The organism is Pseudarthrobacter leeuwenhoeki (genome assembly GCF_055412885.1).
In genome coordinates this window covers 141828-166692 of the sequence record NZ_JBVAYY010000010.1, presented here as the reverse complement: position 1 = coordinate 166692, position 24865 = coordinate 141828, and the positions used below count along the sequence as shown (strand labels likewise).

The 24865-nt window shown below is 68.0% G+C and carries 20 protein-coding genes; 5 read left to right on the top strand and 15 right to left on the bottom strand.

What is annotated here, in order from left to right; all coding sequences use genetic code 11:
* Positions 1-68: 68 nt before the first annotated feature.
* The 7 genes from ACZYX4_RS11155 to ACZYX4_RS11125 form a co-directional block, all read right to left on the bottom strand.
* Positions 69-287 (bottom strand): helix-hairpin-helix domain-containing protein, encoded by a 219-nt coding sequence (locus tag ACZYX4_RS11155; RefSeq protein WP_463875815.1) that lies wholly within the window; start codon positions 285-287, stop codon positions 69-71.
* A 67-nt stretch (positions 288-354) separates the two neighbouring features.
* Complete coding sequence (locus tag ACZYX4_RS11150) at positions 355-912, bottom strand: hypothetical protein (RefSeq protein WP_463875813.1); 558 nt, start codon at positions 910-912, stop codon at positions 355-357.
* The gene (locus tag ACZYX4_RS11145; RefSeq protein ID WP_463875811.1) at positions 909-1466 is read right to left on the bottom strand and encodes a DUF402 domain-containing protein; all 558 of its coding nucleotides are present in this window, start codon (positions 1464-1466) and stop codon (positions 909-911) included. The genes ACZYX4_RS11150 and ACZYX4_RS11145 overlap by 4 nt, the downstream gene beginning before the upstream one ends.
* Positions 1463-3436 carry a 1-deoxy-D-xylulose-5-phosphate synthase gene (dxs, locus tag ACZYX4_RS11140; RefSeq protein ID WP_463875809.1) on the bottom strand — a complete coding sequence of 658 codons (1974 nt, stop codon included), beginning with the start codon at positions 3434-3436 and terminating at the stop codon, positions 1463-1465. The genes ACZYX4_RS11145 and dxs overlap by 4 nt, the downstream gene beginning before the upstream one ends.
* Positions 3437-3598: 162 nt before the next feature.
* Positions 3599-6412, bottom strand: a complete 2814-nt coding sequence (locus ACZYX4_RS11135; RefSeq protein ID WP_463875807.1) for an aconitate hydratase — start codon at positions 6410-6412, stop codon at positions 3599-3601.
* Between the two features lie 171 nt (positions 6413-6583).
* Positions 6584-7957, bottom strand: coding sequence for a class I SAM-dependent RNA methyltransferase (locus ACZYX4_RS11130; protein WP_463875805.1), 1374 nt, complete (start codon positions 7955-7957; stop codon positions 6584-6586).
* Positions 7954-9930, bottom strand: a complete 1977-nt coding sequence (locus ACZYX4_RS11125; RefSeq protein WP_463875860.1) for an APC family permease — start codon at positions 9928-9930, stop codon at positions 7954-7956. The genes ACZYX4_RS11130 and ACZYX4_RS11125 overlap by 4 nt, the downstream gene beginning before the upstream one ends.
* Positions 9931-10094: 164 nt before the next feature.
* On the opposite strand from ACZYX4_RS11125, the gene ACZYX4_RS11120 reads away from it, so the two are divergent.
* Positions 10095-10766, top strand: coding sequence for a potassium channel family protein (locus ACZYX4_RS11120; protein WP_463875803.1), 672 nt, complete (start codon positions 10095-10097; stop codon positions 10764-10766).
* Positions 10767-11516: a potassium channel family protein gene (locus ACZYX4_RS11115; protein WP_463875801.1), complete on the top strand. Its 750-nt coding sequence runs from the start codon at positions 10767-10769 to the stop codon at positions 11514-11516.
* 71 nt (positions 11517-11587) lie between these two features.
* Here ACZYX4_RS11115 and ACZYX4_RS11110 read toward each other — a convergent pair whose 3' ends face one another.
* The 4 genes from ACZYX4_RS11110 to dut form a co-directional block, all read right to left on the bottom strand.
* On the bottom strand, positions 11588-12427 hold the full coding sequence (locus ACZYX4_RS11110; RefSeq protein ID WP_463875799.1) for a DUF3159 domain-containing protein: 840 nt from the start codon (positions 12425-12427) through the stop codon (positions 11588-11590).
* The gene (locus ACZYX4_RS11105) at positions 12424-12852 is read right to left on the bottom strand and encodes a single stranded DNA-binding domain-containing protein (protein ID WP_463875797.1); all 429 of its coding nucleotides are present in this window, start codon (positions 12850-12852) and stop codon (positions 12424-12426) included. Before ACZYX4_RS11105 ends, ACZYX4_RS11110 begins: the two co-directional genes overlap by 4 nt.
* Positions 12845-13576: a DUF3710 domain-containing protein gene (locus tag ACZYX4_RS11100; protein ID WP_463875795.1), complete on the bottom strand. Its 732-nt coding sequence runs from the start codon at positions 13574-13576 to the stop codon at positions 12845-12847. The genes ACZYX4_RS11105 and ACZYX4_RS11100 overlap by 8 nt, the downstream gene beginning before the upstream one ends.
* Positions 13577-13742: 166 nt before the next feature.
* Positions 13743-14273, bottom strand: a complete 531-nt coding sequence (gene dut / locus ACZYX4_RS11095; RefSeq protein ID WP_463875793.1) for a dUTP diphosphatase — start codon at positions 14271-14273, stop codon at positions 13743-13745.
* A gap of 119 nt (positions 14274-14392) precedes the next feature.
* Here dut and ACZYX4_RS11090 point away from each other — a divergent pair, with 119 nt between their 5' ends.
* Positions 14393-14878 carry a DUF3093 domain-containing protein gene (locus ACZYX4_RS11090; RefSeq protein WP_463875791.1) on the top strand — a complete coding sequence of 162 codons (486 nt, stop codon included), beginning with the start codon at positions 14393-14395 and terminating at the stop codon, positions 14876-14878.
* 25 nt (positions 14879-14903) lie between these two features.
* Here the strand turns inward: ACZYX4_RS11090 and ACZYX4_RS11085 are convergent, their stop codons facing one another.
* Entirely contained in the window at positions 14904-15203 is a 300-nt protein-coding gene (locus ACZYX4_RS11085) for a DUF4193 domain-containing protein (RefSeq protein WP_463875789.1), read from the bottom strand.
* 356 nt (positions 15204-15559) lie between these two features.
* Here ACZYX4_RS11085 and sepH point away from each other — a divergent pair, with 356 nt between their 5' ends.
* Entirely contained in the window at positions 15560-16924 is a 1365-nt protein-coding gene (gene sepH / locus ACZYX4_RS11080; RefSeq protein ID WP_463875787.1) for a septation protein SepH, read from the top strand.
* A gap of 52 nt (positions 16925-16976) precedes the next feature.
* On the opposite strand, the gene ACZYX4_RS11075 is transcribed toward sepH, so the two are convergent.
* The 3 genes from ACZYX4_RS11075 to ACZYX4_RS11065 all read right to left on the bottom strand — a co-directional run bounded on the left by ACZYX4_RS11075 (position 16977) and on the right by ACZYX4_RS11065 (position 21790).
* Positions 16977-18263, bottom strand: a complete 1287-nt coding sequence (locus ACZYX4_RS11075; protein WP_463875786.1) for an alkaline phosphatase family protein — start codon at positions 18261-18263, stop codon at positions 16977-16979.
* Positions 18247-18990, bottom strand: coding sequence for a DUF5998 family protein (locus ACZYX4_RS11070; RefSeq protein WP_463875784.1), 744 nt, complete (start codon positions 18988-18990; stop codon positions 18247-18249). The genes ACZYX4_RS11075 and ACZYX4_RS11070 overlap by 17 nt, the downstream gene beginning before the upstream one ends.
* A 109-nt stretch (positions 18991-19099) precedes the next feature.
* On the bottom strand, positions 19100-21790 hold the full coding sequence (locus tag ACZYX4_RS11065) for a bifunctional acetate--CoA ligase family protein/GNAT family N-acetyltransferase (RefSeq protein WP_463875782.1): 2691 nt from the start codon (positions 21788-21790) through the stop codon (positions 19100-19102).
* A gap of 67 nt (positions 21791-21857) precedes the next feature.
* Between ACZYX4_RS11065 and ACZYX4_RS11060 the strand changes: the two genes are divergently transcribed.
* Complete coding sequence (locus ACZYX4_RS11060) at positions 21858-24380, top strand: DNA gyrase/topoisomerase IV subunit A (RefSeq protein ID WP_463875780.1); 2523 nt, start codon at positions 21858-21860, stop codon at positions 24378-24380.
* The last annotated feature ends 485 nt before the right edge of the window (positions 24381-24865 follow it).

The following is a 24865-nucleotide window of genomic DNA, read 5'->3' as shown; positions in this document are numbered from 1 at the left end:
GCCTATAACGGCCGGCAGCGGCCCCCGGGGAGGGCTGTGTTTACGCTGCGGGATCAACCCTGCGGGGTTTACCCTGCGGGCAGTTCCAGCCCGCGTTCGTCCAGGGCATCCTCGAGCTGGGCGAGGGTCCGCGGGCAGACGCCGTGCATCCCGGCAAGGGCGCGGCCACCGAGCGCCACCACCTGCTCGAGGGTCTCGACGCCGGCGTGGGCGAGGCTCCGGCGGGCGGGAGCTCCGATCCCCCGCGGCAGCGGGGTACGGCCAGGTTCAACGGATTTGGTCGCCATGTGGAATGCCTTCCAGTCGATGTCCCCCACAACTGATGTGTATCGTGCCGGTGGAACTGCCTTGGAACTACAGGGTGAAGCTGTTGGCCTGCTTCGGAGAGTGCTTGAGCTTGAAGGAGGTCTCGCCGGAGGCTGCGGCACCGATGCTCAGCTTGGTGAAGTCGAGGTCCTCGCCGCGGATGCAGACCTTAATCGCGTTGACGGCCTTGTTGACGTCCGGGGTGAGGATGAAGATGTTGAGCTTGGCATCCGAGAATTCCGAGCGGTCCACAATTCCGAGCCCGCGCCAGGCCAGGTGGCTGATCAGGGCGTCCTTGGCCTTTTCCTCAAGGTAGCGGTCGCGTTCCGTGCCGTCCTTGGTTTTCAGGGCATACTGGGCCACGACCCAGAACTGCTCGTCCTCGGGGATTTCGGCGAAGCCGTCCTCGGCGCACTGCACGGCGAAGGCATCCATCAGGCCCTCCGCGGCGGCGGCGTCGGCGACGTCGGTCTCATCGGTTTTGCTCTGGTGCCCTACAACGCCGTGGTTCATCACGAACTGGCTGTAATCCTCGTCGAACCAGCCCTCCCTGAACTCGAGGACCCCTTCGTCGTTGCGTTTGTAAACCCGGATGATTCCGCTCATGCCCGTCCTTTCCTGAACCATTCGCGGTCTGCGCCGTCGAACGGTGGCTGTTCTGCCTTGACGGCCTGGTAAAGCTGGTCCGATGCGGCGCTGATCCGGTCCACCACGGCTGCGGGGTAGTCCATCTCGATCCGGTGCTCGGCAAACTCGTCCTCATCGTCCACGTACACTCCGCGGTCCACGGTCCGGATCACGTCCAGGTCCATGTCGATCAGGTGGAACTCGGTGACTCCCGGCCGGATCGTGTGCCAGCCGTGGCCGGTCGCCAGATCCACGTAAACCTGGACGCCGGCGGGTTGGGCCTCGTCGTAGAACGTGGCCACGTATTCCCCGGTGCGCGGGACCAGCAGCACGGCGTCGGATGCGGCGTAGAACGCCGCACCCGGGCGGGAGCAGAACTCGTTGGTTCCCTGGAAGATCCACCAGCCGTGGCCGTCCTCGCCGAGGTAGGTGCCCGGCACCACCCAGTGGGCCTTGCCGTTCCATTTCCGGTTCCGGGACACCACCAGGTCGCCCGGCGCCAGTCCATCCGGAATTCTCACAGGGGTCCTCACAGGATCGGCAGGCTGCCCGTGCTGGGGTGTTCCTGGCCGGGGAGGGGCCGCGCGAAGGGAACTTTGGTCCCCAGGACCTGCGCCACGATGTCGTGGGTGATCCGCTGGGCGGTCAATCCGACCCGTTCGAGCACCTGGCTGCGGGTTCCGTGGTCGAGGAACTCCACCGGGAGGCCAACTTCGTTCAGTGCGGTGTCCACCCCTGCCGCCCGCATTTCCTGGCGGATCCGGGACCCGACGCCGCCGGCACGGACCCCGTCCTCGATGCAGACAACGAGGCGGTGGTGGGAGGCGAGGGCGATGATGGAGTTCCGGACCGGGAGCAGCCAGCGGGGGTCCACCACCGTGGAGCTGATGCCCTGCGCGCCGAGCCGGTTGGAGACGTCGAGGGCGAGTTCGGACATCGCGCCGACGCTGATGATCAGCACGTCGTTGTCGGTGGAGCCGGCCGGGCGGCGGGCCAGCACGTCCACGCCGTCGCTGAGCCGCTCGATGGCCTCCACCTCCGCCCCGACGGTGCCCTTGGAGTAGCGGATCACGCTGGGGGCGTCCTCGATGGCGACGGCTTCGCGGAGTTCCTCGCGCAGCCGGCTGGCGTCGCGGGGCGCGGCGAGGTGCAGGCCGGGAACGATCTGGACCATGGCCATGTCCCACATGCCGTGGTGGCTGGCGCCGTCGGGTCCGGTGACGCCGGCCCGGTCCAGGACAATGGTGACGCCGGCCTTGTGCAGGGCGACGTCCATCAGGAGCTGGTCAAAGGCGCGGTTCAGGAACGTCGCGTAGACCGCGACGACGGGGTGCAGCCCGCCGAAGGCCATGCCGGCGGCGGAGGTGAGGGCATGCTGTTCGGCGATGCCGACGTCGAACACCCGCTCCGGGTGCCGTGCGGCGAACTTTTGCAGCCCGACGGGAATCAGCATGGCGCCCGTGATGCCGACGATGTCCTTGCGCTCGTCCGCGATGTCGGCGATCTCGTCGGCGAAGACGGCGGTCCAGGACTTCGCGCCGCCGATCTCGGTGGGCTCGCCCGTCTCCGGGTCGATGATCCCGACGGCGTGGAACTGGTCTGCTTCATGGGCGCGGGCGGGCGCGTAGCCGTGGCCCTTCTCGGTCATGGCATGCACGATCACGGGACCGGCATAGTTTTTGGCGGTGGCCAGGGCGTGCTCCATGGCCTGGAGGTTGTGGCCGTCCACGGGTCCGATGTACTTCAACCCGAGGTCCTCGAACATGCCCTGAGGGGCCCACCAGTCCTTGACGCCCTTCTTCATGGCGTGCAGGCTGCGGTAAGTGAACTGGCCGGCCGGTCCGCCGTTCTGCAGCTTTCTCCGCCACCAGTCCAGGGTGCCTTCGTAGGCCGGCGCGGCGCGGAAGGAATCGATGGTGGGGCGCAGCGAGGCGAGGTAGTCCGCGAATCCGCCCACGGTCGGGGCGTAGGAGCGGCCGTTGTCGTTCACGACGATCACGACGCGGCGCTTCTTGTCCGCGGCGATGTTGTTGAGGGCCTCCCATGTCATGCCGCCGGTCAGGGCGCCGTCACCGACGACGGCGATGACGTAGCGGTCGCCGTCGCCGGTCAGCTGCCGGGCGCGGGAGATCCCGTCCGCCCAGGAGAGCGAGGAGGAGGCATGCGAGCTTTCGACGATGTCGTGCACTGATTCGGCCCGGGCCGGGTAGCCGGACATGCCGCCCTGCTGGCGCAGGGTGCTGAAGTCCTGGCGTCCGGTGAGGAGCTTGTGCACGTAGGACTGGTGGCCGGTGTCGAAGACGATGCTGTCGCGGGGGGAATCGAAGATCCGGTGGACCGCGATCGTGAGTTCGACGACGCCGAGGTTCGGGCCCAGGTGCCCGCCCGTCTGGGAGACGTTGCCGATCAGGAATTCCCTGACCTCGGCTGCCAGCTGATCCAGCTGCGCCTCTGACAACTTGCTCAGGTCCTGCGGATTCCGGATGGTCTCCAAGATACCCAACGGCCCCTCCTTCGGGTGGTAGACGTGCCTTTTAACTCTAACGCCTCCGGAGCAGCCCTCGTGCCGGGATTGTGCCGGGCACGAAAAAGCCCCGGCCGGTCAGGGACCGGCCGGGGCTTTCGCACCTGGCAACTGTTCCTCCCCTGCGGGAGGAGCTCTCCGCTAGTTCGCGGAGATCTGGCGCAGCACGTACTGCAGGATGCCGCCGTTGCGGTAGTAGTCAGCCTCGCCCGGGGTATCGATGCGCAGGACCGCATCGAAGGACGTGACAGTGCCGTCTTCGGCCGTGGCGGTGACCTTGAGCGTCTTCGGCGTGGTGCCTTCGTTGAGGGCGGTGACGCCTTCAACGGCGAAGGTTTCCGTACCGGTCAGCCCGAGGCTGGCAGCGTTCTGGCCGGCCGGGTACTGCAGGGGCAGGACGCCCATGCCGATCAGGTTGGAGCGGTGGATGCGCTCGTAGCTTTCGGCCACGACAGCCTTGACGCCCAGGAGCGCGGTGCCCTTGGCTGCCCAGTCACGGGACGAGCCGGAGCCGTACTCCTTGCCGGCCAGGACGACCAGCGGGATGCCGGCGGCCTCGTAGTTCTGCGCGGCGTCGTAGACGTAGGCCTGCGGGCCGTCGGCCTGCGTGAAGTCGCGGGTGAAGCCACCCTCGACGCCGTCCAGGATCTGGTTCCTGATCCGGATGTTCGCGAACGTTCCGCGGATCATGACCTCGTGGTTGCCACGGCGTGAGCCGTAGGAGTTGAAGTCCTTGCGCGCCACACCGTTGGCCAGCAGGTACTGCCCGGCCGGGGTGTCCGACTTGAACGACCCTGCCGGGGAGATGTGGTCCGTGGTGACGGAGTCGCCCAGCATCAGCAGCACGCGGGCGCCGGTGATGTCCGTGACGGGCTCCGGCTGTGCCTTCATGCCGTCGAAGTACGGGGGCTTCCGGACGTACGTGGACTTCGGATCCCAGGCGAAGGTGTCGCCGGCCGGGGTGGAGAGTGCCTTCCAGCGGTCGTCGCCTTCGAAGACTCCCTCGTAGCCGCGGGCGAACATTTCCTTGTCGATCGAGGAGTCGATGACCTGCTGGACCTCGACCGGGTTCGGCCAGATGTCCTTCAGGAAGACGTCGTTGCCGGCCTCGTCCTGTCCCAGGGCGTCGTTCTCGAAATCGAAGTCCATGGTTCCGGCCAGGGCGTAAGCGATGACCAGCGGCGGGGAGGCCAGGTAGTTCATCTTCACGTCCGGGTTGATCCGGCCTTCGAAGTTGCGGTTGCCGGAAAGCACTGCGGTGACGGAAAGGTCGTTGGCCTGGATGGCCTCGGAGATTTCGGTGTCGAGCGGGCCGGAGTTGCCGATGCAGGTCGCGCAGCCGTAACCGACGATGTAGAAGCCGAGCTTCTCCAGGTACGGCGTCAGGCCCGACTTGTTGTAGTAGTCGGTGACAACCTTGGACCCGGGAGCCACGGAGGTCTTGACCCACGGCTTCGAGGTCAGGCCCTTGTCGACGGCGTTGCGGGCCAGCAGTGCGGCGGCCAGCATCACGGACGGGTTGGACGTGTTGGTGCAGGACGTGATCGAGGCGATCGACACTGCGCCGTGGTCCAGTTCGAACTCGCGGCCGTCTGCGGTCTTGACGCTGACCTTGTTGGACGGGCGGCCGTCCGACGCCGGGCCGTGCGAGTGCGGAGCCTCGTCCGTGAGGTGGCTTGCGGAAGCGGTGAACGACGGCGCATCCGAAGCGGGGAAGCTTTCGTCGATTGCCTCGTCCACACTTCCGCCAACCAGCTCTTCCTTCACGTAGTTGCGCAGGTCCTGGCGGAACTGGTCCTTGGACTCCGTGAGGATGATGCGGTCCTGCGGGCGCTTCGGGCCGGAAATCGACGGAACAACCGTCGACAGGTCCAGCTCGAGGTACTCGGAGAACTTGATCTCCTTGGAAGGATCGTGCCAGAGGCCCTGTTCCTTCGCGTAGGACTCCACGAGGGCAACGTTCTCGTCCGAGCGGCCGGTGAGGCGCAGGTAGTCGAGGGTGACGTCGTCGATCGGGAACATGGCGGCCGTGGAGCCGAACTCCGGGCTCATGTTGCCGATGGTGGCGCGGTTGGCCAGCGGCACAGCCGCGACGCCTTCGCCGTAGAACTCCACGAACTTGCCGACCACACCGTGCTTGCGCAGCTGCTCGGTGATGGTCAGGACGACGTCGGTGGCGGTTGCGCCGGCCGGGATGGACCCGGTCAGCTTGAAGCCCACGACGCGCGGGATCAGCATGGAGACGGGCTGGCCAAGCATGGCTGCCTCGGCTTCGATGCCGCCGACACCCCAGCCCAGCACACCCAGGCCGTTGACCATGGTGGTGTGGGAGTCGGTGCCGACGCAGGTGTCCGGGTAGGCCCGGACGACGCCGTCAATTTCCCGGGTCATGACGGTGCGGGCCAGGTACTCGATGTTGACCTGGTGCACGATGCCGGTTCCCGGCGGGACGACCTTGAAGTCGTCGAACGCTGTCTGGCCCCACCGCAGGAACTGGTACCGCTCGCCATTGCGCTGGTACTCGATCTCCATATTGCGCTCCAGTGCGCCGGCGTTGCCGGAGAAATCGATCTGCACCGAGTGGTCAATCACCATTTCAGCAGGAGCCAGCGGGTTGACCCGCTTGGGGTCACCGCCGAGTTCCTTGACTGCTTCACGCATGGTCGCAAGGTCCACAACGCAGGGCACGCCAGTGAAGTCCTGCATGATCACGCGCGCCGGCGTGAACTGGATTTCAGTGTCGGGCTCGGCGCTGGGGTCCCAGCCGGCCAGTGCTCGGACGTGATCGGCCGTAATGTTGGCGCCGTCCTCGGTCCTCAACAGGTTTTCAAGCAATACCTTGAGGCTGAACGGAAGGTTTTCTGCACCTTCAACGGAGTTCAACCGGAAAATTTCGTATTCGGTACCGGCTACATTAAGTTTGCCTTTTGAACCGAAGCTGTCCACAATGCTCATCGCAGGACTCCTCTCGCAACAGTTTTTATCTTTGTCGCACCGCAGACCCCCTGCTAGTTAGGGTGGCCTAACTAGCGCCGGCCTTGTTAGCACAAGGACCAGCACAAGGTGCAGGAGATCAGCCGTGATTACGGAGCGCGACGTCGGACTACCCGGCCCATCCTAGTGGCCTCAGCCCCGGGGAGTCAGCAGCGCCACAGTCTCCATGTGGTGGGTGTGCGGATACAGGTCAAAGGCCCGGAGCCCCGCCAGTTCCCAGCCGGACTGCTGGAAGTAGCCCACATCGCGGGCAAAGGACGCCGGATCGCAGGACACATAGGCCACGGCCCGGGGACCGGCCCCGACCACCTGGTTGACGACGGCCTTGCCGGCACCGGCCCGGGGCGGGTCCAGCAGGACGGCGTCGAAGGTACGTTCCTTCTCGCGCAAAACCCGGTCCACCCGGCCCTGGACGATTTCCACCTGGGCTGCGTCATGAAGGTTCTTGCGGGCGTCCCGGCTGGCGCCGGGCGATCCCTCCACGGACAGCACGGACCCGGTGACACCCACGGCGTCGGCCAGCGGCGCGGTGAACAGCCCCGCCCCGGCGTACAGGTCCGCCACCACGGCACCGGGTTCCAGGAAGCCGCCGTCCTGCAGGAATCCGATCACGGCGCCCACGAGGGTGTCAGGGCCGTCCCGGTGGATCTGCCAGAAACCGTCGCCCGTGACGCGGTAGTCGTGGCCGGCCGCCGCCTCCTGGATGTAGGTGCGTCCGCGCAGCCGCAGCACTTCACCCTTGACCGGATCGAAGCTGGCCACCGAGACGTCCTCGGGCAGCTGGGCGAGGACCGCGCTGAGCCGCTTGGCCCGCGTTCCCGCGGCCGGCACCAGGAGCACGAGCGGGCGTGAGCCGTTGGCCGGCGCAGCGACTTCAACGCGCTCGATGCCCTGCAGGTCGATATCCCAGAGCCGGAGGGCGTTGATGGCATCCGAGGCCAGGGGCATCTCCCGGACCGGGAGGACCGTGTCCGAGCGGTGTGCGTGCATGCCGAGCTTTCCGGCGGGGGTCACGGCGAAACCGGCGCGGGTGCGCCAGGCGAGGCCCGCCGCCGTCCCGGTTCCGGACTCCCCCACCGCCTCCACTCCGCCCTCTGCGGTGAGTCCCTTCCCCGCGAGCGGGAGGTCGACGCCGGCCAGGCGGCGCAGCTGTTCGGCCAACACCTCGGCCTTGAGGCTGCGCTGGCGCCCGAGGGAGATGTGGCCCAGTTCAGCGCCTCCCACCGGCGGGTGGCGGTGCGACCAGGAGCGCGCGGAATCGGCCAGGTCCCAGAAGTGCTCCACCCGGTCAGTGGATGGCTCCAGGACCTCCACGACGTCGCCGCGCCAGAACTTGGCGTCCGGCCCGGACTCCGTGAGGCGGACCCGGACCTTCTCGCCGGGGATACCGTGGCGGACGAACACCACGCGCCCCTCATGCCGGGCCACGCAGTGCCCGCCGTGGGCGACCGGCCCGACGTCGAGGATCAGTTCAGTGTGGGGTTGCGTCTGGGTGTCGGAGCTCATTGGATGTCCTGCAGTCTCTTGGCTTCTTCGGATGATTTCAGCTGCCACGGCACACTGGCCACCATGACGCCCGGCTCGAAGTGCAGCCGGGTCTTGATGCGCAGTGCGGTCTGGTTGTGCACCAGATGCTCCCACCACTTACCCACGACGTATTCGGGGATGTAGACGACGATCAGGTCGCGGGGCGAATCGCGCCGCATGTTCTTGATGTACTCCATGATGGGCGTCACCGTTTCGCGGAACGGACTGGCCAGCACCGTCAACGGTACCGGGATTTCCAGCTTCTCCCAGTCCGCGACCGTCTGTTCGGTCTCCTCGCTGTTGATGTCCACGGTGACGGCGTCCAGCCGGGACGGACGTGACGCGCGGGCGTAGGCCAGTGCCCGCAGCACCGGCTTGCGGACGTGCGAGACGAGCAGCACCGCGTGCACCCGGGTCGGCAAGGCCCGCGGCGAGGAGTCCTCGTCCACGGCGAGTTCCTTGGCCACGTTGTCGTAGTGCGCCCTGATGCTCCACATCATCAGGAACAGCACAAACATGGCCAGAAGCGCGATCCAGGCGCCCTGCTGGAACTTGGTGATCAGGACGATCACCAGGACCAGGGCCGTCATGCCAAAGCCGATGGTGTTGATGGTGCGGGACTTGAGCATCCGCCGCTTCACGGCGGGGTCCTTGGCGAGCTTAAGCGCCCGGCCCCAGTGCCGGATCATGCCGAGCTGGCTAATCGTAAAGGAGATGAAGACGCCCACGATGTAGAGCTGGATCAGCTTGGTGACGTCGGCATTGAAGGCGATGATCAGCACCAAGGCGCCGGCGGCCAGTGCCAGGACACCGTTGCTGAAGGCCAGCCGGTCCCCCCGGGTGCGCAACTGGCGGGGCAGGTAACCGTCCTGCGCCAGGATCGAGCCGAGCACCGGGAAGCCGTTGAACGCCGTGTTGGACGCGAAGACAAGGATCACGCCGGTGGCGGCGACCACGATGAAAAAGGGGATGGACGCTGCGCCGAAGATGGTCTGGGCGATCTGGCTGATCGCCGGACTCTGGATGTAGTCCTCCGGCAGCGGCTGGCCGTTCAACAGGAACTCCGTGGCAGGGTCCAGCACGATGTGCACCTTGGTGGCGTTGGCGAGGTAGATGATCCCGGCCAGCATGGAAGCGGCGATCGTGCCGAGCAGCAGCAGGGTGGTGGCCGCGTTTTTGCTCTTGGGCTTCCGGAAGTTCGGCACGCCGTTGCTGATGGCCTCAATGCCGGTCAGCGCCGCGGCGCCGGAGGAGAAGGCCCGGAGCAGCAGGAAGGCGCCGGCGAGACCGACCAGCCCTTCGTCGAAACCTGGCGCGGGAACAATCGTGAAGGCTGCCGAGGGCGCCTCACCCAGCTGGCCGGTGGCGGACTGGAAGAGGCCGATGGCGGTCATGCCGAAGATGGAGACCATGAAAATATAGGTCGGCAGGGCAAACACAGTGCCGGCTTCCTTGATGCCGCGCAGGTTCACGAGGGCCAGGACCACGACGCCGATCGTCGCGATGGTGGCCTGCTGGCCATGCAGCGAAGGCACCGCGGTGGTCAGGTAGGTGGCGGCGGAGGACATCGACACGGCGACGGTCAGCACGTAGTCCACCAGCAGCGCGGAAGCGACGGTAAGCCCGGCATACTTGCCCAGGTTCTCGTTGGCGATCTCATAGTCGCCCCCGCCGGAGGGGTAGGCGTGGACGTTCTGGCGGTAGGAGGCGACCACTGTCAGCAGCACCACCATGACGGCCAGCCCGACCCAGGGCGAGAACGCCACGGCGCTGATGCCGGACAGCGCCAGCGTCAGGAGAATTTCGTCCGGGGCGTACGCCACGGAGGACAGCGCGTCGGAGGCGAAAATGGGAAAGGCGATCCGCTTGGGAAGCAGCGTGTGAGCCAGGTTGTCGTTCCGGAACGGCCTGCCTACCAGCACCCGCTTCACGGCATTGAAAATTGTCGGCACCACACAAAGCTAGTCCGATTCGGACGCGATGTCATGACGGCACCGGTCCCCGCCGTCCGGTCGGGTCCAAGCGGCGCCCGCGGTGCCGGACGCACGGGCCGCGCCGGCCGCGCTGGCCGGTAGAGTTTTACGCAGCAGCAGGTCAGGAACAACAGGAGGCACGGTTGGCGCACTTCGTGATTATGGGTTGTGGCCGCGTGGGGGCAACCCTCGCGCACACACTCGAGGACGCGGGCCACTCCGTGGCCATCATCGACCAGGACGACCGCGCCTTCCGGCGGCTCCGCACGGGCTTCACCGGCCGCAAGGTCACCGGCGTCGGCTTTGACCGGGAGACGCTCAAGCAGGCCGGCGTCGCGGATGCCTATGCCTTCGCTGCCGTCTCCAGCGGCGACAATTCCAATATCCTGGCCACCCGCGTGGCCCGCGAAACCTTCCATGTTCCCCACGTGGTCGCCAGGATCTACGACCCGGGCCGCGCCGAGATCTACCAGCGCCTGGGCATCCCCACAGTCGCCGCCGTGCGCTGGAGCGCGGACCAGGTGCTCCGCCGGATCCTGCCCGAACAGCACCTTGCCGGCGACTTCCGGGACCCCTCCGGCCGGCTGGTCCTCGCCGAGGTGGATCTGAACCCTGACTGGATCGGCCACCCGGTCACCTCGATCGAGAAGGCCGCCGGGATCCGCGTCGCCTACCTGACCCGGTTCGGCGAGGGCATGCTGCCTCCGGCCGGCACCCTGTACCAGGACGGCGACACCGTGCACGCCATGCTGGGTGTTGACCGCAGCACCGAAGTCGCCCACATTCTTGCCAAGCCCCCCGCCAAGGAGTCCTAAGTGAAAGTCGTCATTGTCGGGGCGGGAAGCGTCGGTTCCTCGATCGCGCGCGAACTGCTGGCCCACAAACACGAGATCCTGCTGATCGACCTGAAACCGGAGGTGATCGGGCGCAGCGGCCTCCGCGGCGCCCACTGGCTGGTTGGCGATGCCTGCGAACTCAGCACCCTCCAGGAGGCGAAACTGGAGGACGCCGAGGTCGTGGTCTCCGCGACCGGTGACGACAAGGTCAACCTGGTGGTCTCGCTGCTGGCGAAGACCGAATTCGGCGTCGGACGGACGGTGGGCCGGGTCAACAACCCCAAGAACGACTGGATGTTCGACGACTCCTGGGGCGTCGACGTCGCGGTCAACACCCCGCAGCTCATGACCGCCCTGGTCGAGGAGGCAGTGGAGATCGGCGACCTCGTCCGTCTGCTGACGCTGCAGACCGGCGTGTCATCGCTGGTGGAGTTCACGGTCCCGCACGACTCGCACGTGCTCGGCCTGACCGTCGGCGACATCGAATGGCCCGAGGATTCAACCCTGGTCGCGATCCTGCGGGACCAGGCGCCGATCACGCCGAGCCGTGATGACGTGATCGACGGCGGGGACGAGCTGTTCTTCGTGACCACGATCGCGGCCGAGGACGAGCTGCGTGCCCTGCTGTCGCCGGAGTCCCAGGAACCGCAGGGCGAGGACGAGGACGACACCCCGGGCCGGGCCGGCCACGAGAACCCGCTGCCGGAGGACGACGGCTTCGACGGTTAGCCCGGTTGCGCTGTCAGTCCGGGTTGTTCTGAAACGCCTGGAACGACTGGAAGTGATAGCGCAACAGGAGGCTAGGCCTCGGGGGTGGGTTTGGGGGCGGGCCGGGTCAACAGCCAGGCGACCCAGATACCCAGGATGTACAGCGGCGCGCCCATCAGCAGCCGGGTCGTGGCGAGGGCCGCGAAACCGGGCTCGCCCATGAAGTACAGCGGCACCTGGACCAGCAGCCGCAGGGCCAGCACCGCGATGATCACCCAGGTGCCGATCTGGTAGGCCTTGACCCGGGCCGGGTCCTTCCGCCAGTCCAGGCCCTCGTTGCGGATGAACCCGAAGATCAGCCCGGCAAAGGGCCAGCGCACGGCAATCGAGATGGTCATCGCCACGATGTACGCGAAGTTCGTGAAGAACCCGGGAACGTAGAAGTCTTCGGCCTTGCCGGTGCTGTTCGCAAGCCACGCGGACAGTCCGACGCCGGCAATCCCCGCCAGCGCCTGCGTCAGCGGTTTGCGCTGCACCAGCCGGACTATGGTGAAGACCGCGGCCACGGACAGCGCGCAGATCAGCGCCAGGGGCAGCTCACGCGTGATCGTGTAAGCGACCAGGAAAACCAGGCCCGGGAGAATGCTTTCGGCGATGCCCTGGACCCCGCCGGCGCTCTTGAGCACATCGATGTTGCCGTTGCCGGAGCGGTGCAGCCCGGCCTTGGCCGCGTAGCCTTCGGCGAGCTGCGCGACGGTCGGCTGGGCTGCGGAGCGCCCCTGGTCCGGCCCCTGCCGGGCATCGGGCTGGTTTTCGCCAGGCCGGGCAGCGCCGGGCTGGGCGGCGCCAGGCTGAACAGCGCCGGACTGGGCTGCGCCGGACTGGGCAGTGCCGGACTGAACAGTGGGCTCGGGCTTCTCGGGCACGGTCATTGTTCCTCCTGGCGGGACACAATCTCGTAGCGGGGATTGAACATGGTCGGCAAGCCGTCACGGACGGTGACCATGCCCTGCAGGCGGAGTTCCGTGCCGGCGTCGATCCCGGGAATGCGGCGCCGTCCGAGCCAGACAACCCGGAGCCGGTCCTTGGGAACGTCGGGCCGCTGGCGCCGTGGGCCGGCGGCGGGTACGGCTGCTGACGGCTGGGCGGCTGAAGCGACCGATCCTGCGGTGGCCGCTTTGGCACCATGGGTCCTGGGCGCGTCGTGGTCGACGACGACTGCGGTGAAGGCTGCCACGTGGCTGGCCGGTGCGTAGGTGACCGACTCAATGTAGCCGTGGCACAACACGCGGCCGCGATCCGGCAACCGCCTCACAGAGATGGCGGAGGCCGGGTCCTGGCGGGGGGCGTCAGCCAATCTGGGTAGTCTCCGGTCCACGTTCCGGCTGCCCGAGGTCCGGGGCGGACTGCGGTGCGGGCACGGCATTGTCCTTGGGCAGGCGGAGCTGCAGCAGGTCGCGCGGGGGCATGGGGTTCTCACCCCGCACCACCACGATCTGCCGGAACAGGCCCTCAAGGCCGGCGGCGTCGTCGCGGTCAACAGCAGCCTCGCCGCCGAAGACGCCGCGGAGGAACCAGCGCGGACCGTCGACGCCAATGAAGCGGGCAACGCGGTAGCCGTGGCTTCCGTCGGTGCCGCTGGCGGGGAGCTTGGCGAGCAGCTCGGTGCCGAATCCCCCCTGGATCTCTTCGACCTGGCCGCCCTGGCTGCCCACCGACTGGCCGATCTGCTCACGGATTTCGTCCCACAGGCCCTCGGAGCGGGGAGCCGCGAAGGCCTGGAGCTGGAGGCTGGAGCCGTTCAGGTCCATGGTGACAGCGACGACCCGCTGGGTGGCTTCCTCGACCTCAAGCCGGAGCTGCAGACCTTCGGCGGGAGCGATCAGGAGGGCCCCGAGGTCCACGTAGCCCTCCTGGTCCTTGATTTCAGACACGTCGAAAGGACCCGTGGCGCCGCGGACGGGGGCAGCGGCGGACGTCCCGGCGGAGTCGTCGGCGGAAGCGTCGGTGACGGCTTCCCGGGTTTCCCCGGTGTCTGTCAGCTGTTCCTGCTTGGCTTTCCTGCCACGCCCAAAAACCATGGGGTTGTCTCCTTAGTTGTGATGCCGTGCCGCCGCGTCGCCCCGCGTCCGCGCGGCATCTGCTGTCTCATTCTGCACTCATGCAGAAACAGCGGTCGGCTGATATGTCCTGCATATGGATCCTGCTCATAAGTCACTGCAATACTGCGGTCTGGCCAGCTTCCGGTCAGACCGGCGCGCCGAAGCCGCCGGTGGATCCGAAGCCTCCACCGCCGCGAACCGAGCCGCTGAGGTCCTGGACCGGCAGGAACCGGGCGTACTCCACGCGTTGAATAACCATCTGTGCAATTCTATCGCCGCGCTTGAGTTCAATCGCGTAGTGGCGGTCGGTATTGAGCAGCGTCACCGCAATTTCTCCGCGGTAGCCGGCGTCGACGGTGCCCGGAGCGTTCACAACGGTCAGTCCGTGCTTGGTCGCGAGCCCGGACCGGGGGTGGATCAGGGCCACGAAGCCGTCGGGGAGGGCAATGGCCACACCGGTGGGCACCAGCCGGCGCTCCCCCGGCTCCAGCACCACGTCCTCGCGGGCGCGCAGGTCCGCCCCGGCGTCGCCCGGGTGCGCATACGACGGCGGCTCCAGGCCGTCGTCGAGCATCTTCAGCTGCACCGTCAGGGTAGGGGTCCCGTACCCTGCCGCCGGCTGTGCTTCCGGCTGTGCCGCTTCGGCGGCGTCCGCTCCAGTCGTTTCTTCAGTCACAGTCCCTCACTCTAACGCCCGCCGGGAAGATCGGCCTAGCGACGGCCGGCGGCCCGGGCCCCGCCCCCCGCTTCTGCCGCCAAGGTGAAATAGCCCGGGAAAAGTGGAAAGCTGGGTCCATGCCCGAATCCAGTGCAGCCGTGCCTGCCCCCAACAGCACCCCCAGCGACGCCACCGTTCTGTACAGCGAGAAGCTCTGGCCGAACTTCTGGATCTGGCTGGTGTCGGCGGGTCTGTCGGGCGCCGGGATCCTGGTGTTCGCCCCCATCAGTCTGGCCGCCGGGCTCACCGCCGCGGTTGTCCTGTTCACGATCCTCGCCGTGCTGCTGGTCCTCTCGACGCCGGCCATCACAGTCACCGGCTCCACTCTGCGCGTCGGCCGCGCCACGATCGAACGCCGCTTCGTCGGCACCGCGTCCGCGTTCCGGGGCCAGGACGCGACGGCGGAACGCGGCACCCGCCTCAACGGCCTGGCGTTCCTGTGCATCCGCGGCTGGATCGATCCGGTGGTCCGCATCGGGATCACCGATCCCTCCGACCGCACCCCCTACTGGCTGACGTCCACCCGGCACCCGGACGAGCTGGTCGCCGCACTGAAGTCCTAGCCCGCGCAGTCCCGGCCCCCGGCTCCTAGCCCTCGCAGTCCTTGCAGTACCTTCGGCCGTCCTTTTCGCGGGCAATCTGCGAACGGTGGCGGACGAGGAAACAGGAGGCACAGGTGAACTCGTCGGCCTGGGCCGGCATGACCAGCACCAGCAGTTCCTCCCCGGACAAGTCCGCGCCGGGGAGTTCGTAGCCTTCCGCAAGGTCCGATTCGTCTTCATCGACCACTGCGGAAGGCTTTTCCGTACGCCGGGCTTTCAACGCCTCAAGGGAGTCCTCGCTGAGGTCCTCCTCAGTCTTGCGCGGAGCATCATAGTCTGTCGCCATTGTTAGTTGCTCACTCCGCAGTCGTTCGGTTGGTTCGCCGGGCCCGGGCGGACCTGTCGGGCGGTAGCCCTGGACCCCCGGGTGCGGTTCTCCGATGTCTACACCGGACACACGGTTTCTTGTGCCCGATGTCGGGTTATCTTTGCTTAAGCGCCCGGTGAATGCCAGAGTCCTCTGGTCCGCGGCAGGCACCCCGGGCTGCCGCATCGGGGACCGGCCCGGCAACTCACCACGCGAGGGGGCGAATAGTGCCGGAAATTAGCGGAAAATGACGGCGCGCCCTCCGTCCTCACCGGAATTCGCCCGCATCGGTGGCAGAGTTTGGATTGTTAGTAATGCCAGGGTGGAGGATTTGTATGCAGGATCTACGGCTTGTAGGCGTCCACGACGACAAGGAGCATCTCTTGTTAAGCGGCACCGGCGGCGAGATGTTCCAGCTGCCAATCGATGAAGCACTTCGGGTGGCAGCCAACCGGACGTCGGCTAAGGCCGCATCCGGCGCGGTGGCCGCGCCCATTGCCATGTCTCCACGCGATATCCAGGCGCGGATCCGCAGCGGCTCGACAGCTGCCGAGGTGGCGGAGCTCTCCGGAATTCCGCTCGCTAAAGTCCAGCGCTACGAGGGGCCGGTACTCGCCGAGCGTGAGCACGTTGCCCGGCAGGCCCGCATGGTGGAGGTCGCCGCCCCCGCCCCCGGCCACGACGTGTACCGCTCGGTATTCGGGGACCAGCCGGCGTCGCTGGGCGAAATGGTGGCCCACCGGCTCAGCGCGCACGGCATTGATGCCGCCGCGGTGGAGTGGGACTCCTGGCGGCGCCCGGACGGCAGCTGGAATGTGGTGGCGCACTTCGAAGCGGAGCCCGGCGGTCCGGCTGGCATCGGCGAGGAACCGCCCGCCATGTGGACCTTCAGCCCGGCCCGGAAGGCGCTGCAAAACGCCAACCGCTGGGCCCAGCAGCTCAGCGAACTCGAGCCCCTCGACGGCCCCGTCCCGGCCCGCCGGCTCTCCGCCGTCTCGGACCGGCCCTTTGATTTTGAAACCGACGCCGACGCTGCCGCCCGCACGGCAACCGCCCAGCACCAGGTAATCCAGCAGCTCCAGCTGCAGCAGGAACAGGAATCCGACGGGCTGCTCGACATGCTGCGCTCCCGCCGCGGGCAGCGCCTCGGTGTGGACGAAGACGCCGACGACGCCCTCGCCACGCTGCTGACCAACGGTGTTCCGGCGGCCCATCCCCGGCCTTCCGAGCTTCCTGCGGAGGCACCGGCCGGGCCGGAACCCGTTGCTCCCGGGGAGGGGACCGGGACGAGCGAACCGAAGCACCCGGATGCGGCCGACGCGGAAACCCGCCCGGCCGCCGATCCCCGGGAACGCCGCCGCGACGGCAGGCCCTCGATCATGTCCAGGCTCAGCCTGGCTCCCCGCCACGGGGAGTCACCGGACGACGCCCTGAAGCTGCATGACGGAGTCAGTACCGACACCCGGGAAATCACCATTGCGGCCCCGCCACTGCGGCCTGCCGGACAGCAGGGCGCCACCTCCAGCCCGGGGCTGGACGAACTGCTGGGCGGCGGAACACCGCGTCGCGGACAGCGTGGGACCCCTGCCGCCGCCCGGGATGACCGCGATGCGGAGCAGCCGGAGCGCCAGCCGGCCAAACCGAAGCGCTCCAGCATTCCGAGCTGGGACGATATCGTCTTCGGAGCCCGCGGGGACTAACGTCCGCCGCGGCTTCCAGGCGGCCACGCCCGTCAGGGCCCTTCACGCCCAGTCAGGCGCGGGGGGCCCTTTTTCCGTCGGCCTGGAAACACAACAGCGGGACTTCGCGTTCGGCTTTTGTCAGCGAACCGTGCTGGCCCACCACGTCAAGGGCTGTCGGCCGCGCCCGGCGGGTGTCGTAGAGGGCCAGGGCGTCCCTGGCCGCGATCATCACGTCGCCGATCCGCGGGCCGACCTCAGCCCGGACCGCACCAAAGAGTCCAGCGGCGATGGCTTCCTCCCGGGTGAAGGCCCAGATCCGGTCGCCGAAACGCGCCCGCCAGGCCTCCATCAGGCGCACCCGGCCGGACTCGCCTTCGGACTCCTCCAGATAGAGATGGACCATCCGCGGCTCGCCCGCGGTATGGCGGACACCTGCCACGAGGGCAGGGTCGGCCGCATAGTCGATCCGCTGGGATTCCGGCACGTCCAGCATGCCGTGGTCGGCCGTGAGCAGGATGGTGGTGCCCGCCGGCAGGGTGGCGCTGAGCCGCTTCACCGTGGCGTCGAGTTCCTCGAGCTGGTGTTCCCACTGCGGTGACTGGCAGCCGTGGCGGTGCCCGGCCTTGTCCAGTTCGTTGACGTAGAAGTACATCAGCGACCGTCCGGCCCCGGCCATCGCAGCGGCGGCCGCCGCGGTCCTGGCATGCGGGGTGGTTGCCGTGACGTAGCGGCCGCCCCGGAGCGCGGCCCGGGTCATGGCGGAGTCGCTGAACTGCGGGAGGCTGACGGTGCTGACATCCACGTGCTCCGCGGCCCTTTGGAAGACGGTGGGGAACGGCTGCCACTGCTCCGGATCTACGCCGGCGTCCCAGCCGCCCAGCATGTTGACGACCCGGTCCTGGTCCGGGTCCAGCACGTCGAAGCCCACCATGCCGTGCTGCCCGGCGGAGAGTCCGGTGCCGAAGCTGGCCAGCGACGCTGCCGTGGTGGACGGAAAGGCCGAGTCCAGGGAGACCGGCACCTGCCCCTGGCCGGCCTGCATCACGGCGCGCAGGAAGGGCGTGTGCGCCGACTTCTGCCTGAGCAGGTTGCGGCCCAGCCCGTCGGCCAGCACGACGCAGATGCGCTTGGCCGCGGGCAGGTTCAGGCGGTTTTCGAAGCCGGGAACACCCACGCTGGCCGCGGCGCTGGTGAGAACCTCCGCGATGGAGCGGTTTCCGAAGGCCGGGGCTGCGGGCAGGCTCTGCGGGAGGGCCGGGGCTGCGGGCAGGCTCTGCGGGAGGGCCGGGGCTGCGGGCAGGCTCTGCGGGAGGGCCGGGGGCACGCTGACCGGTGTCATCTCAGCGCTGGTGGCCACGGCTGGCGCGGCTTCCAAAGACGCCCATCCGCGGGCGCGGCGGCAGCCCGGGGCCGGCGTGCGGCACCGGGGCTGTGTATCCGGTGTTGACGGCACGGAGGGCGCGGGCGAATAATTTGGCGTCCTGGACAGCCTGCAGGCCGTCGGCTTCGGCGCTGATCCGGATCACGATGTCCTCCTGCGCGATGGTCCCGCTGTAGCCATGGTCGGCCTCGCACTGCGGGTCCCCGCAACTGGCCGGGCCCATGTCGAGGCGCTGGCCGCCGGACCAGGCGATGGACAGGGTCAGCTCGCGGACCGGGTCCGAGGACTTGTACTCCTGGGGCTGCGCGTACACGTAGCTGAGAACCACGGAGCGGATCTGTGTCACGGGCACGGATTCCGTGGAGATCTGCGCGACGGTCTGCTCCCCCGCCTCATCAAGCTGCTGGTCGTCCACATGGGTGATGACCAGCATGTCCTCGGTCAGGACCAGCACGGTGATGTGGCGGCGGACCTCGGCGCGGTCGAAGTGCGTCTCCAGGTGCACCAGGTGCGCCACGCAGTCACGCCCGTCGAGGGCGTCGGCGACGACGTCGGCCACGAGCCGGGGGTAGAAACCGGCCTGCTGGAGGGCCCCTTCCAGGCTTTGACCCTGCACGCTGTGGTCATGCAGGCCGTGGTGGTGCGCGCCCGGGCGTCCGGAGACGGTCGTCTGGGGCTTGGGTGTCGGAGACTGAAAGCTCATGCTCTCCATTTTCACAGATCGGCTGGGGACTTGCTAACCATTGCAGCCGGGGGGCTTTCCCCGCAGCTGACGCCACGGGAGAGCTGACGCACCGACGCCCTCCCGGGCGTCAGCTGCGCATGGCCCGGCGGGCGCTGTCGGTACGCTGGGCGGCGTTGGCTATCCGGACGTCCGCCGCGAGGATCGACGCCCCCTCCGGCCCGGCAAGCACGGGGGTGAAGTCGACGAGGGCGATCTCCGGATGGTTGTCCTTGAGCCTGGTCAGCCGGGCGGCAAGGTCCTCCAGGGCCCGGGCGTCCACCGCCGGCAATCCCTGGTAGCCGAAGAGCTTCCGCGAGGCCCGGGGGGCCCGGATGAAGTCATGCAGGTCCGAGCCGGACAGCGGCGGTACCCGGTGGGCCCAGTCGTCCAGCAGATTGACGGCGTCCCCCGCCAGGCCGAAGGACACCACCGGGCCCAGCAGCGGGTCCTCGATGGCGCGGAACGTGCAGGCCTGCCCCACCGGCGCCATGGTCTGCACTTCCAGCGACGGCGAGCCGTAGCGTTCCAGCGACTTGCGCATTTCCAGCAGATTCCGCCGCAGCGAGTCCGCGTCCTGGATGTCCAGGCGCACCCCGCCGAGGTCCAGCCGGTGCCGCAGGGCGGGGTCGGTGGTTTTCAACGCCACCGGCCAGCCGAGCCGGTCCGCGGCGGCGATGGCCTGTTCGGCGGTTTCGAAGCCGACGGACGGGACCACCCTGATGCCGTAGCGGGCCAGCAGGCCCGCGGCTGTCTCGGAATCCAGCCGTACCAGCTGCTCGCCGCCCACCGTTTCCAGCAGCCGCTCCAGCTCCTCGTGGGTGCCCTCCGGGTCGCAGCCCTCGGGCTCCACAAACAGGCCCTGGTCCCGGTCCAGCCACTGGGCGTAGCGGACCACGGATCCCAGCGCGGCCACTGCCGCGCCAGGGTTGGAGTAGCAGGGAACAACGCCCGCCCCTGCCTCGTCGCCCACCATTCCTTCGACGTAGATGGACGGGTCCAGCAGACCGCTGAACGCCGCCACCACGGGTTTACCGGCCGCCACCGAACATTCGGCGAGGACTCCGGCGATCTTCTCGACGGTGAGGCCGTGGGCGGGCAGCAGCGCGACCACCACGGCGTGGACGGTGTCCGCGGTGAGGACTTCCTGCAGGCTGCGCCGCAGCGCGGGCAGCGCCACGGACATCCCGGCGTCCAGGTCGACGTCGGTGACAATCCGCTCCACACCGAGTCCGTGTGCCACCGCGCTGTCCGCGACAACCTTGCCGAGCGCGAGGGAGTTGCTGAAGACGGCGATCCCCGGGCCCTTCGGCAGGGGCTGGCTGGAGACGATCTGGGCGACGTCCATGAGCTCTTCGACGGTCCCGACGCGGATCACCCCGGCCTGGCGCATCATCGCGTCGAGTGCCTCCGGCGGGGCCAGGGTGGTGCGGACGGCGTGGCCGGGAGGCAGCCCGAGGCCCATGACACCGGACTTCGCCACGATGACCGGCTTGGTCCGGGCCAGGCGCCGGGCCAGGCGGGAAAACTTGCGCGGGTTGCCGATCGATTCGAGGTAGAGCCCGACGGCGGTCGTGTCGGCGTCGTCCTCCCAGTACTGCATCAAGTCGTTGCCGGAGACGTCGGCGCGGTTCCCGGCCGACAGGAAGGTGGAGATCCCGACGCGGCGCCGGCTGGAGGCCGCGTAGAGCGAGACGCCGATCGCTGCTGACTGGCTGAACAGCCCCAGGCCGCCGCGGCGGCCCAGCGAGGGCGCCATCGAGGCGTTGAGGGACACGGCAGGGTTGGTGTTCATGATGCCCAGCGAGGCCGGGCCGATCACGCGCATGCCGTTGGCGCGGGCCTGCCGGACGAGTTCGCGCTGCCGGGCGAGGCCGCGTTCGCCGTCGTCCGCGTACCCGGAGGTGGCCACCACGATCCCCTTGACCCCGGCGGCGCCGCATTCCTCCACAACCTTGGGGACCTCGGCGTAGGGGACAGCGATGATCGCGAGCTTGACCGGCCCGGGCACCTCGGAGAGCCGTGTGAAGGAAAGCATGCCGGCGAGTTCCAAGGCTTCCGGGTTGATCGCGTAGACCGGGCCGGTGAAGCCGCCTTCAATGATGTGCTCCAGCAGCTGGTAGCCCACAGTGCCCCATTTGCGGCTGGCCCCGATGACGGCGACGGAGGACGGGGCGAGCAGTTCCTGGATGCTGCGGGCCTCGGCGCGGTGTTCCCGGGATTCCATCACGGCACGGGACTTGTCCGTGGGGTCGATGTTGAATTCGAGGCTGACCACACCGTCGTCGAAGTGGCGTTTGACGTCGTAGCCGGCGTCCGAAAACACCATCAGCATTTTGCGGTTTTCCGGGAGCACCTCGGCACTGAATTTCCGGATCCCGTGTTCGCGGGCGGCGGCGGCGAGGTGTTCGAGCAGGATGGACCCGATGCCGCGGCCCTGGTGCGCGTCGGAGATGTTGAACGCGACTTCGGCTTCCTCAGGGTCATCGAGCCGGTCGTAGCGGCCGATCCCCATGATTTCCCCGCCGATGGTGATCACGAGGGCCACCCGGTCCTGGTAGTCCACCTCGGTGAACCGTTTGAGTTCCTTGGCGGAGAGTTTGGACTTGAACGCGAAGAACCGCATATAGATGGACTTCTGCGACTGCCCCACGTGGAAGGCCTGCACCGCGTCCGCGTCGGACGGGTGGATCGGGCGCAGATGGGCCGTCCCTCCGTCGCGCAGGACAACATCAGCTTCCCAATATTCCGGATATACGCCGTCCACGGGCTGTTCCACCATAGGCTTAGCCTAGTCATAAACTTACGCAGCTTTCGCTCTGCACCGCTTAGAAGGACCCACCAGTCTCATGGCCCGCCGCCAAACCCCGTCCCCGGCAGGGGAAGCCAGCCCGGATTTCGTAGAAAACATCGTCGATATTGACGTCACATCCGAAATGGAAGGCTCGTTCCTTGAGTACGCCTATTCGGTCATCTACTCGCGGGCCCTCCCTGACGCGCGCGACGGACTGAAGCCCGTGCAGCGGCGCATCCTGTACATGATGAGTGAGATGGGCCTGCGCCCGGACCGCGGCCACGTCAAGAGTGCCCGTGTGGTGGGCGAGGTCATGGGCAAGCTGCACCCGCACGGCGACACCGCGATCTACGACGCAATGGTGCGCATGGCGCAGGACTTCTCGCTGCGGCTGCCGCTCATTGACGGCCACGGCAACTTCGGCTCGCTCGACGACGGCCCGGCCGCCCCGCGGTACACCGAGGCCCGCCTCGCGGCCGCGGCCCTGACCCTGACGGACCACCTCGACGAGGACGTCGTCGATTTCGTCCCCAACTATGACAACCAGCTGACCCAGCCGGACGTGCTGCCGGCGGCGTTCCCGAACCTGCTGGTCAACGGCGCCACCGGCATCGCCGTCGGCATGGCCACGAACATGGCCCCGCACAACCTGGTGGAAGTGATCGCCGCGGCCCGGCACCTGATTGAGCACCCGGACGCGACGCTTGAAGACATCATGAGGTTCGTCCCCGGCCCGGACCTGCCCACCGGCGGCCGGATCGTGGGCCTGGACGGTATCCGCGACGCCTACGCCACCGGCCGCGGCTCGTTCAAGACCCGGGCCAAGGTGGAGATCGAGCAGCTCTCGGCCCGCCGCACCGGACTGGTGGTCACGGAACTGCCGTACATGGTGGGCCCGGAAAAAGTGATCGAGAAGATCAAGGACGCCGTCAACGGCAAGAAGCTCACCGGCATCAGCGACATTGTGGACCTCACGGACCGCAAGCACGGCCTGCGCCTCGTGATCGAGCTGAAAAACGGCTTCAACCCGAACGCCGTGCTGCAGCAGCTGTACCGCTATTCGCCGATGGAGGACTCCTTCGGCATCAACAACGTCACGCTCGTCGACGGGCAGCCGCAGACCCTCGGGCTGCTCCAGCTCCTGAGCGTTTATGTGGAACACCGCATCAACGTGGTGCGCCGCCGCACGGCCTTCCGCCTCGGCAGGAAAAAGGACCGCCTGCACCTGGTCGAGGGTTTGTTGATCGCGATCGTGGACATTGACGAGGTCATCCAGATCATCCGTTCCTCGGACGAGGTGGCCGCGGCCCGGACCCGGCTGATGTCCATCTACGACCTCACCGAGATCCAGGCCAATTACATCCTGGAACTCCGGCTCCGGCAGTTGACCAAGTACTCGCGGATCGAACTCGAGAAGGAGCAGGAGGAACTGCGCCGGGAGATCGCCGAGCTCGAAGCCATCCTCGGCTCCAGCGAGCGTCTCCGCGGCCTTGTGTCGTCCGAGCTGGCCGGGATCGCCGAGAAATACGGCACGCCGCGCCGGACCGTGCTGCTCGAATCCGAGGCCGTCTCCCCCACCGTCGCCGCCGCACTGGCCGCCGCTCCCGGGGCCAAAGGCAAGGCCAATCCACTGGCCCTGGAGATCGCGGACGATCCCTGCTGGGCGATCCTGACCGCCTCCGGCCAGATCGCTCGGACCGCCAACCAGGACAGCCTCGCCGAGTCCGGCCCGCGGACCCGGCACGATGTGTTCACCTCCGTGGTGAAGACCTCGGCCCGGGGCGAGATTGCCGCCGTCACCTCGCAGGGCCGCATGCTCCGGCTTCAGGTGATGGACATGCCCGTGCTGCCGCCGACCCAGGGCACCCCGAACATGGCCGGCGGAGTTCCGGCCAAGGACTTCATCACGCTGCTCAAGGGCGAATCGCTGGTGGCGTTCGCGCCGCTGGATGAGGTACTGGCGATCGGCACGGCCCAGGGAGTGGTCAAGCGCGTCCAGCCCGACTACCCGCTGAACCGCGAGGACTGGGAAGTCATTGCGCTCAAGGACAAGGACGCCGTGGTGGGTGTCGCCCCCGCGGGTTCCGACGACGTCGACCTCGTCTTCGTGACGCGGCAGTCGCAGCTGCTGCGCTTCCCGGCCCCGGCGGTCCGTCCGCAGGGCCGGACCGCCGGCGGCATGGCCGGCATCAAACTGGCTGCCGGGGACCTGGTGATGTTCTTCGGCGCCGCCAGCCCGGCCGACAGCGCCGCCGTCGTGGTGACCATCGCCGGCACGGAAGGGGCGCTTCCAGGCACCGCTCCCGGGGCCGCCAAGGTCACCGCCCTCGCCGAATACCCGGCGAAGGGCCGCGCCACCGCCGGGGTCCGGGCGCACCGTTTTCTCAAGGGCGAGGACACCCTGCTGCTCGCATGGGCCGGCCACGGCCCCGCGAAGGCGTCGTCCCAGGCCGGGGTGTCCCGTTCCCTTCCCGGGGAACACGGCCGCCGCGACGGGTCCGGCATTCCGCTCTCCCAGGCCATCGACGCGATTGGCCCCAGCATGTCCTGGCAGCCGGCACCCGGGGCGGAAGCCTAGTCACGGCGGGACTCCGGCGTCCGGGCACGGGGTCTTTAGGCAACGCCCGGGCACCCGTCACGCCCGCCGCTCACCCACTTGCCACAAGTGGCCGCTATCGCTCACCGGCTCACCACGAATGGCCGCTATGGGGCCAGTCATGGCGGCCATTTGTGGCGAATGGCCGGCGCAGACGCACCTGTGGGCTCAGTATTATGCGGGGCAACAGCGTCGGACCCACGGTGGAACCTGGGATTTCGGCTTCGAGGCGAGGTGCCACTGCCGGAATGGGCTGCAGACACAGGCCCCTGGTGGCGACTTTCGCCGCCGCGTGACGACATTTTTTGTATTGCCCGAGGGGCGGGGCCGGAGCCGGAGGCTCATATCCAACAGGTTCCGATTGCGGGAAGCGTACCCCTGGCCAGGATTCGACCGCGCGGCGACAGACTGCAGCGGGCAACGGGACGTTGCTGTGTCCCCAGTGGTTGAGACAGCGTCGGCCCTGC

Bases quoted from the DNA above. Each gene is read 5' to 3' on its own strand.
- ACZYX4_RS11155 (WP_463875815.1), bottom strand. From the start codon at position 287: ATGGCGACCAAATCCGTTGAACCTGGCCGTACCCCGCTGCCGCGGGGG.
- ACZYX4_RS11150 (WP_463875813.1), bottom strand. From the start codon at position 912: ATGAGCGGAATCATCCGGGTTTACAAACGCAACGACGAAGGGGTCCTC.
- ACZYX4_RS11135 (WP_463875807.1), bottom strand. From the start codon at position 6,412: ATGAGCATTGTGGACAGCTTCGGTTCAAAAGGCAAACTTAATGTAGCC.
- ACZYX4_RS11130 (WP_463875805.1), bottom strand. From the start codon at position 7,957: ATGAGCTCCGACACCCAGACGCAACCCCACACTGAACTGATCCTCGAC.
- ACZYX4_RS11110 (WP_463875799.1), bottom strand. From the start codon at position 12,427: ATGACCGTGCCCGAGAAGCCCGAGCCCACTGTTCAGTCCGGCACTGCC.
- ACZYX4_RS11100 (WP_463875795.1), bottom strand. From the start codon at position 13,576: ATGGTTTTTGGGCGTGGCAGGAAAGCCAAGCAGGAACAGCTGACAGAC.
- ACZYX4_RS11090 (WP_463875791.1), top strand. From the start codon at position 14,393: ATGCCCGAATCCAGTGCAGCCGTGCCTGCCCCCAACAGCACCCCCAGC.
- ACZYX4_RS11085 (WP_463875789.1), bottom strand. From the start codon at position 15,203: ATGGCGACAGACTATGATGCTCCGCGCAAGACTGAGGAGGACCTCAGC.
- sepH (WP_463875787.1), top strand. From the start codon at position 15,560: ATGCAGGATCTACGGCTTGTAGGCGTCCACGACGACAAGGAGCATCTC.
- ACZYX4_RS11070 (WP_463875784.1), bottom strand. From the start codon at position 18,990: ATGAGCTTTCAGTCTCCGACACCCAAGCCCCAGACGACCGTCTCCGGA.
- ACZYX4_RS11065 (WP_463875782.1), bottom strand. From the start codon at position 21,790: ATGGTGGAACAGCCCGTGGACGGCGTATATCCGGAATATTGGGAAGCT.
- ACZYX4_RS11060 (WP_463875780.1), top strand. From the start codon at position 21,858: ATGGCCCGCCGCCAAACCCCGTCCCCGGCAGGGGAAGCCAGCCCGGAT.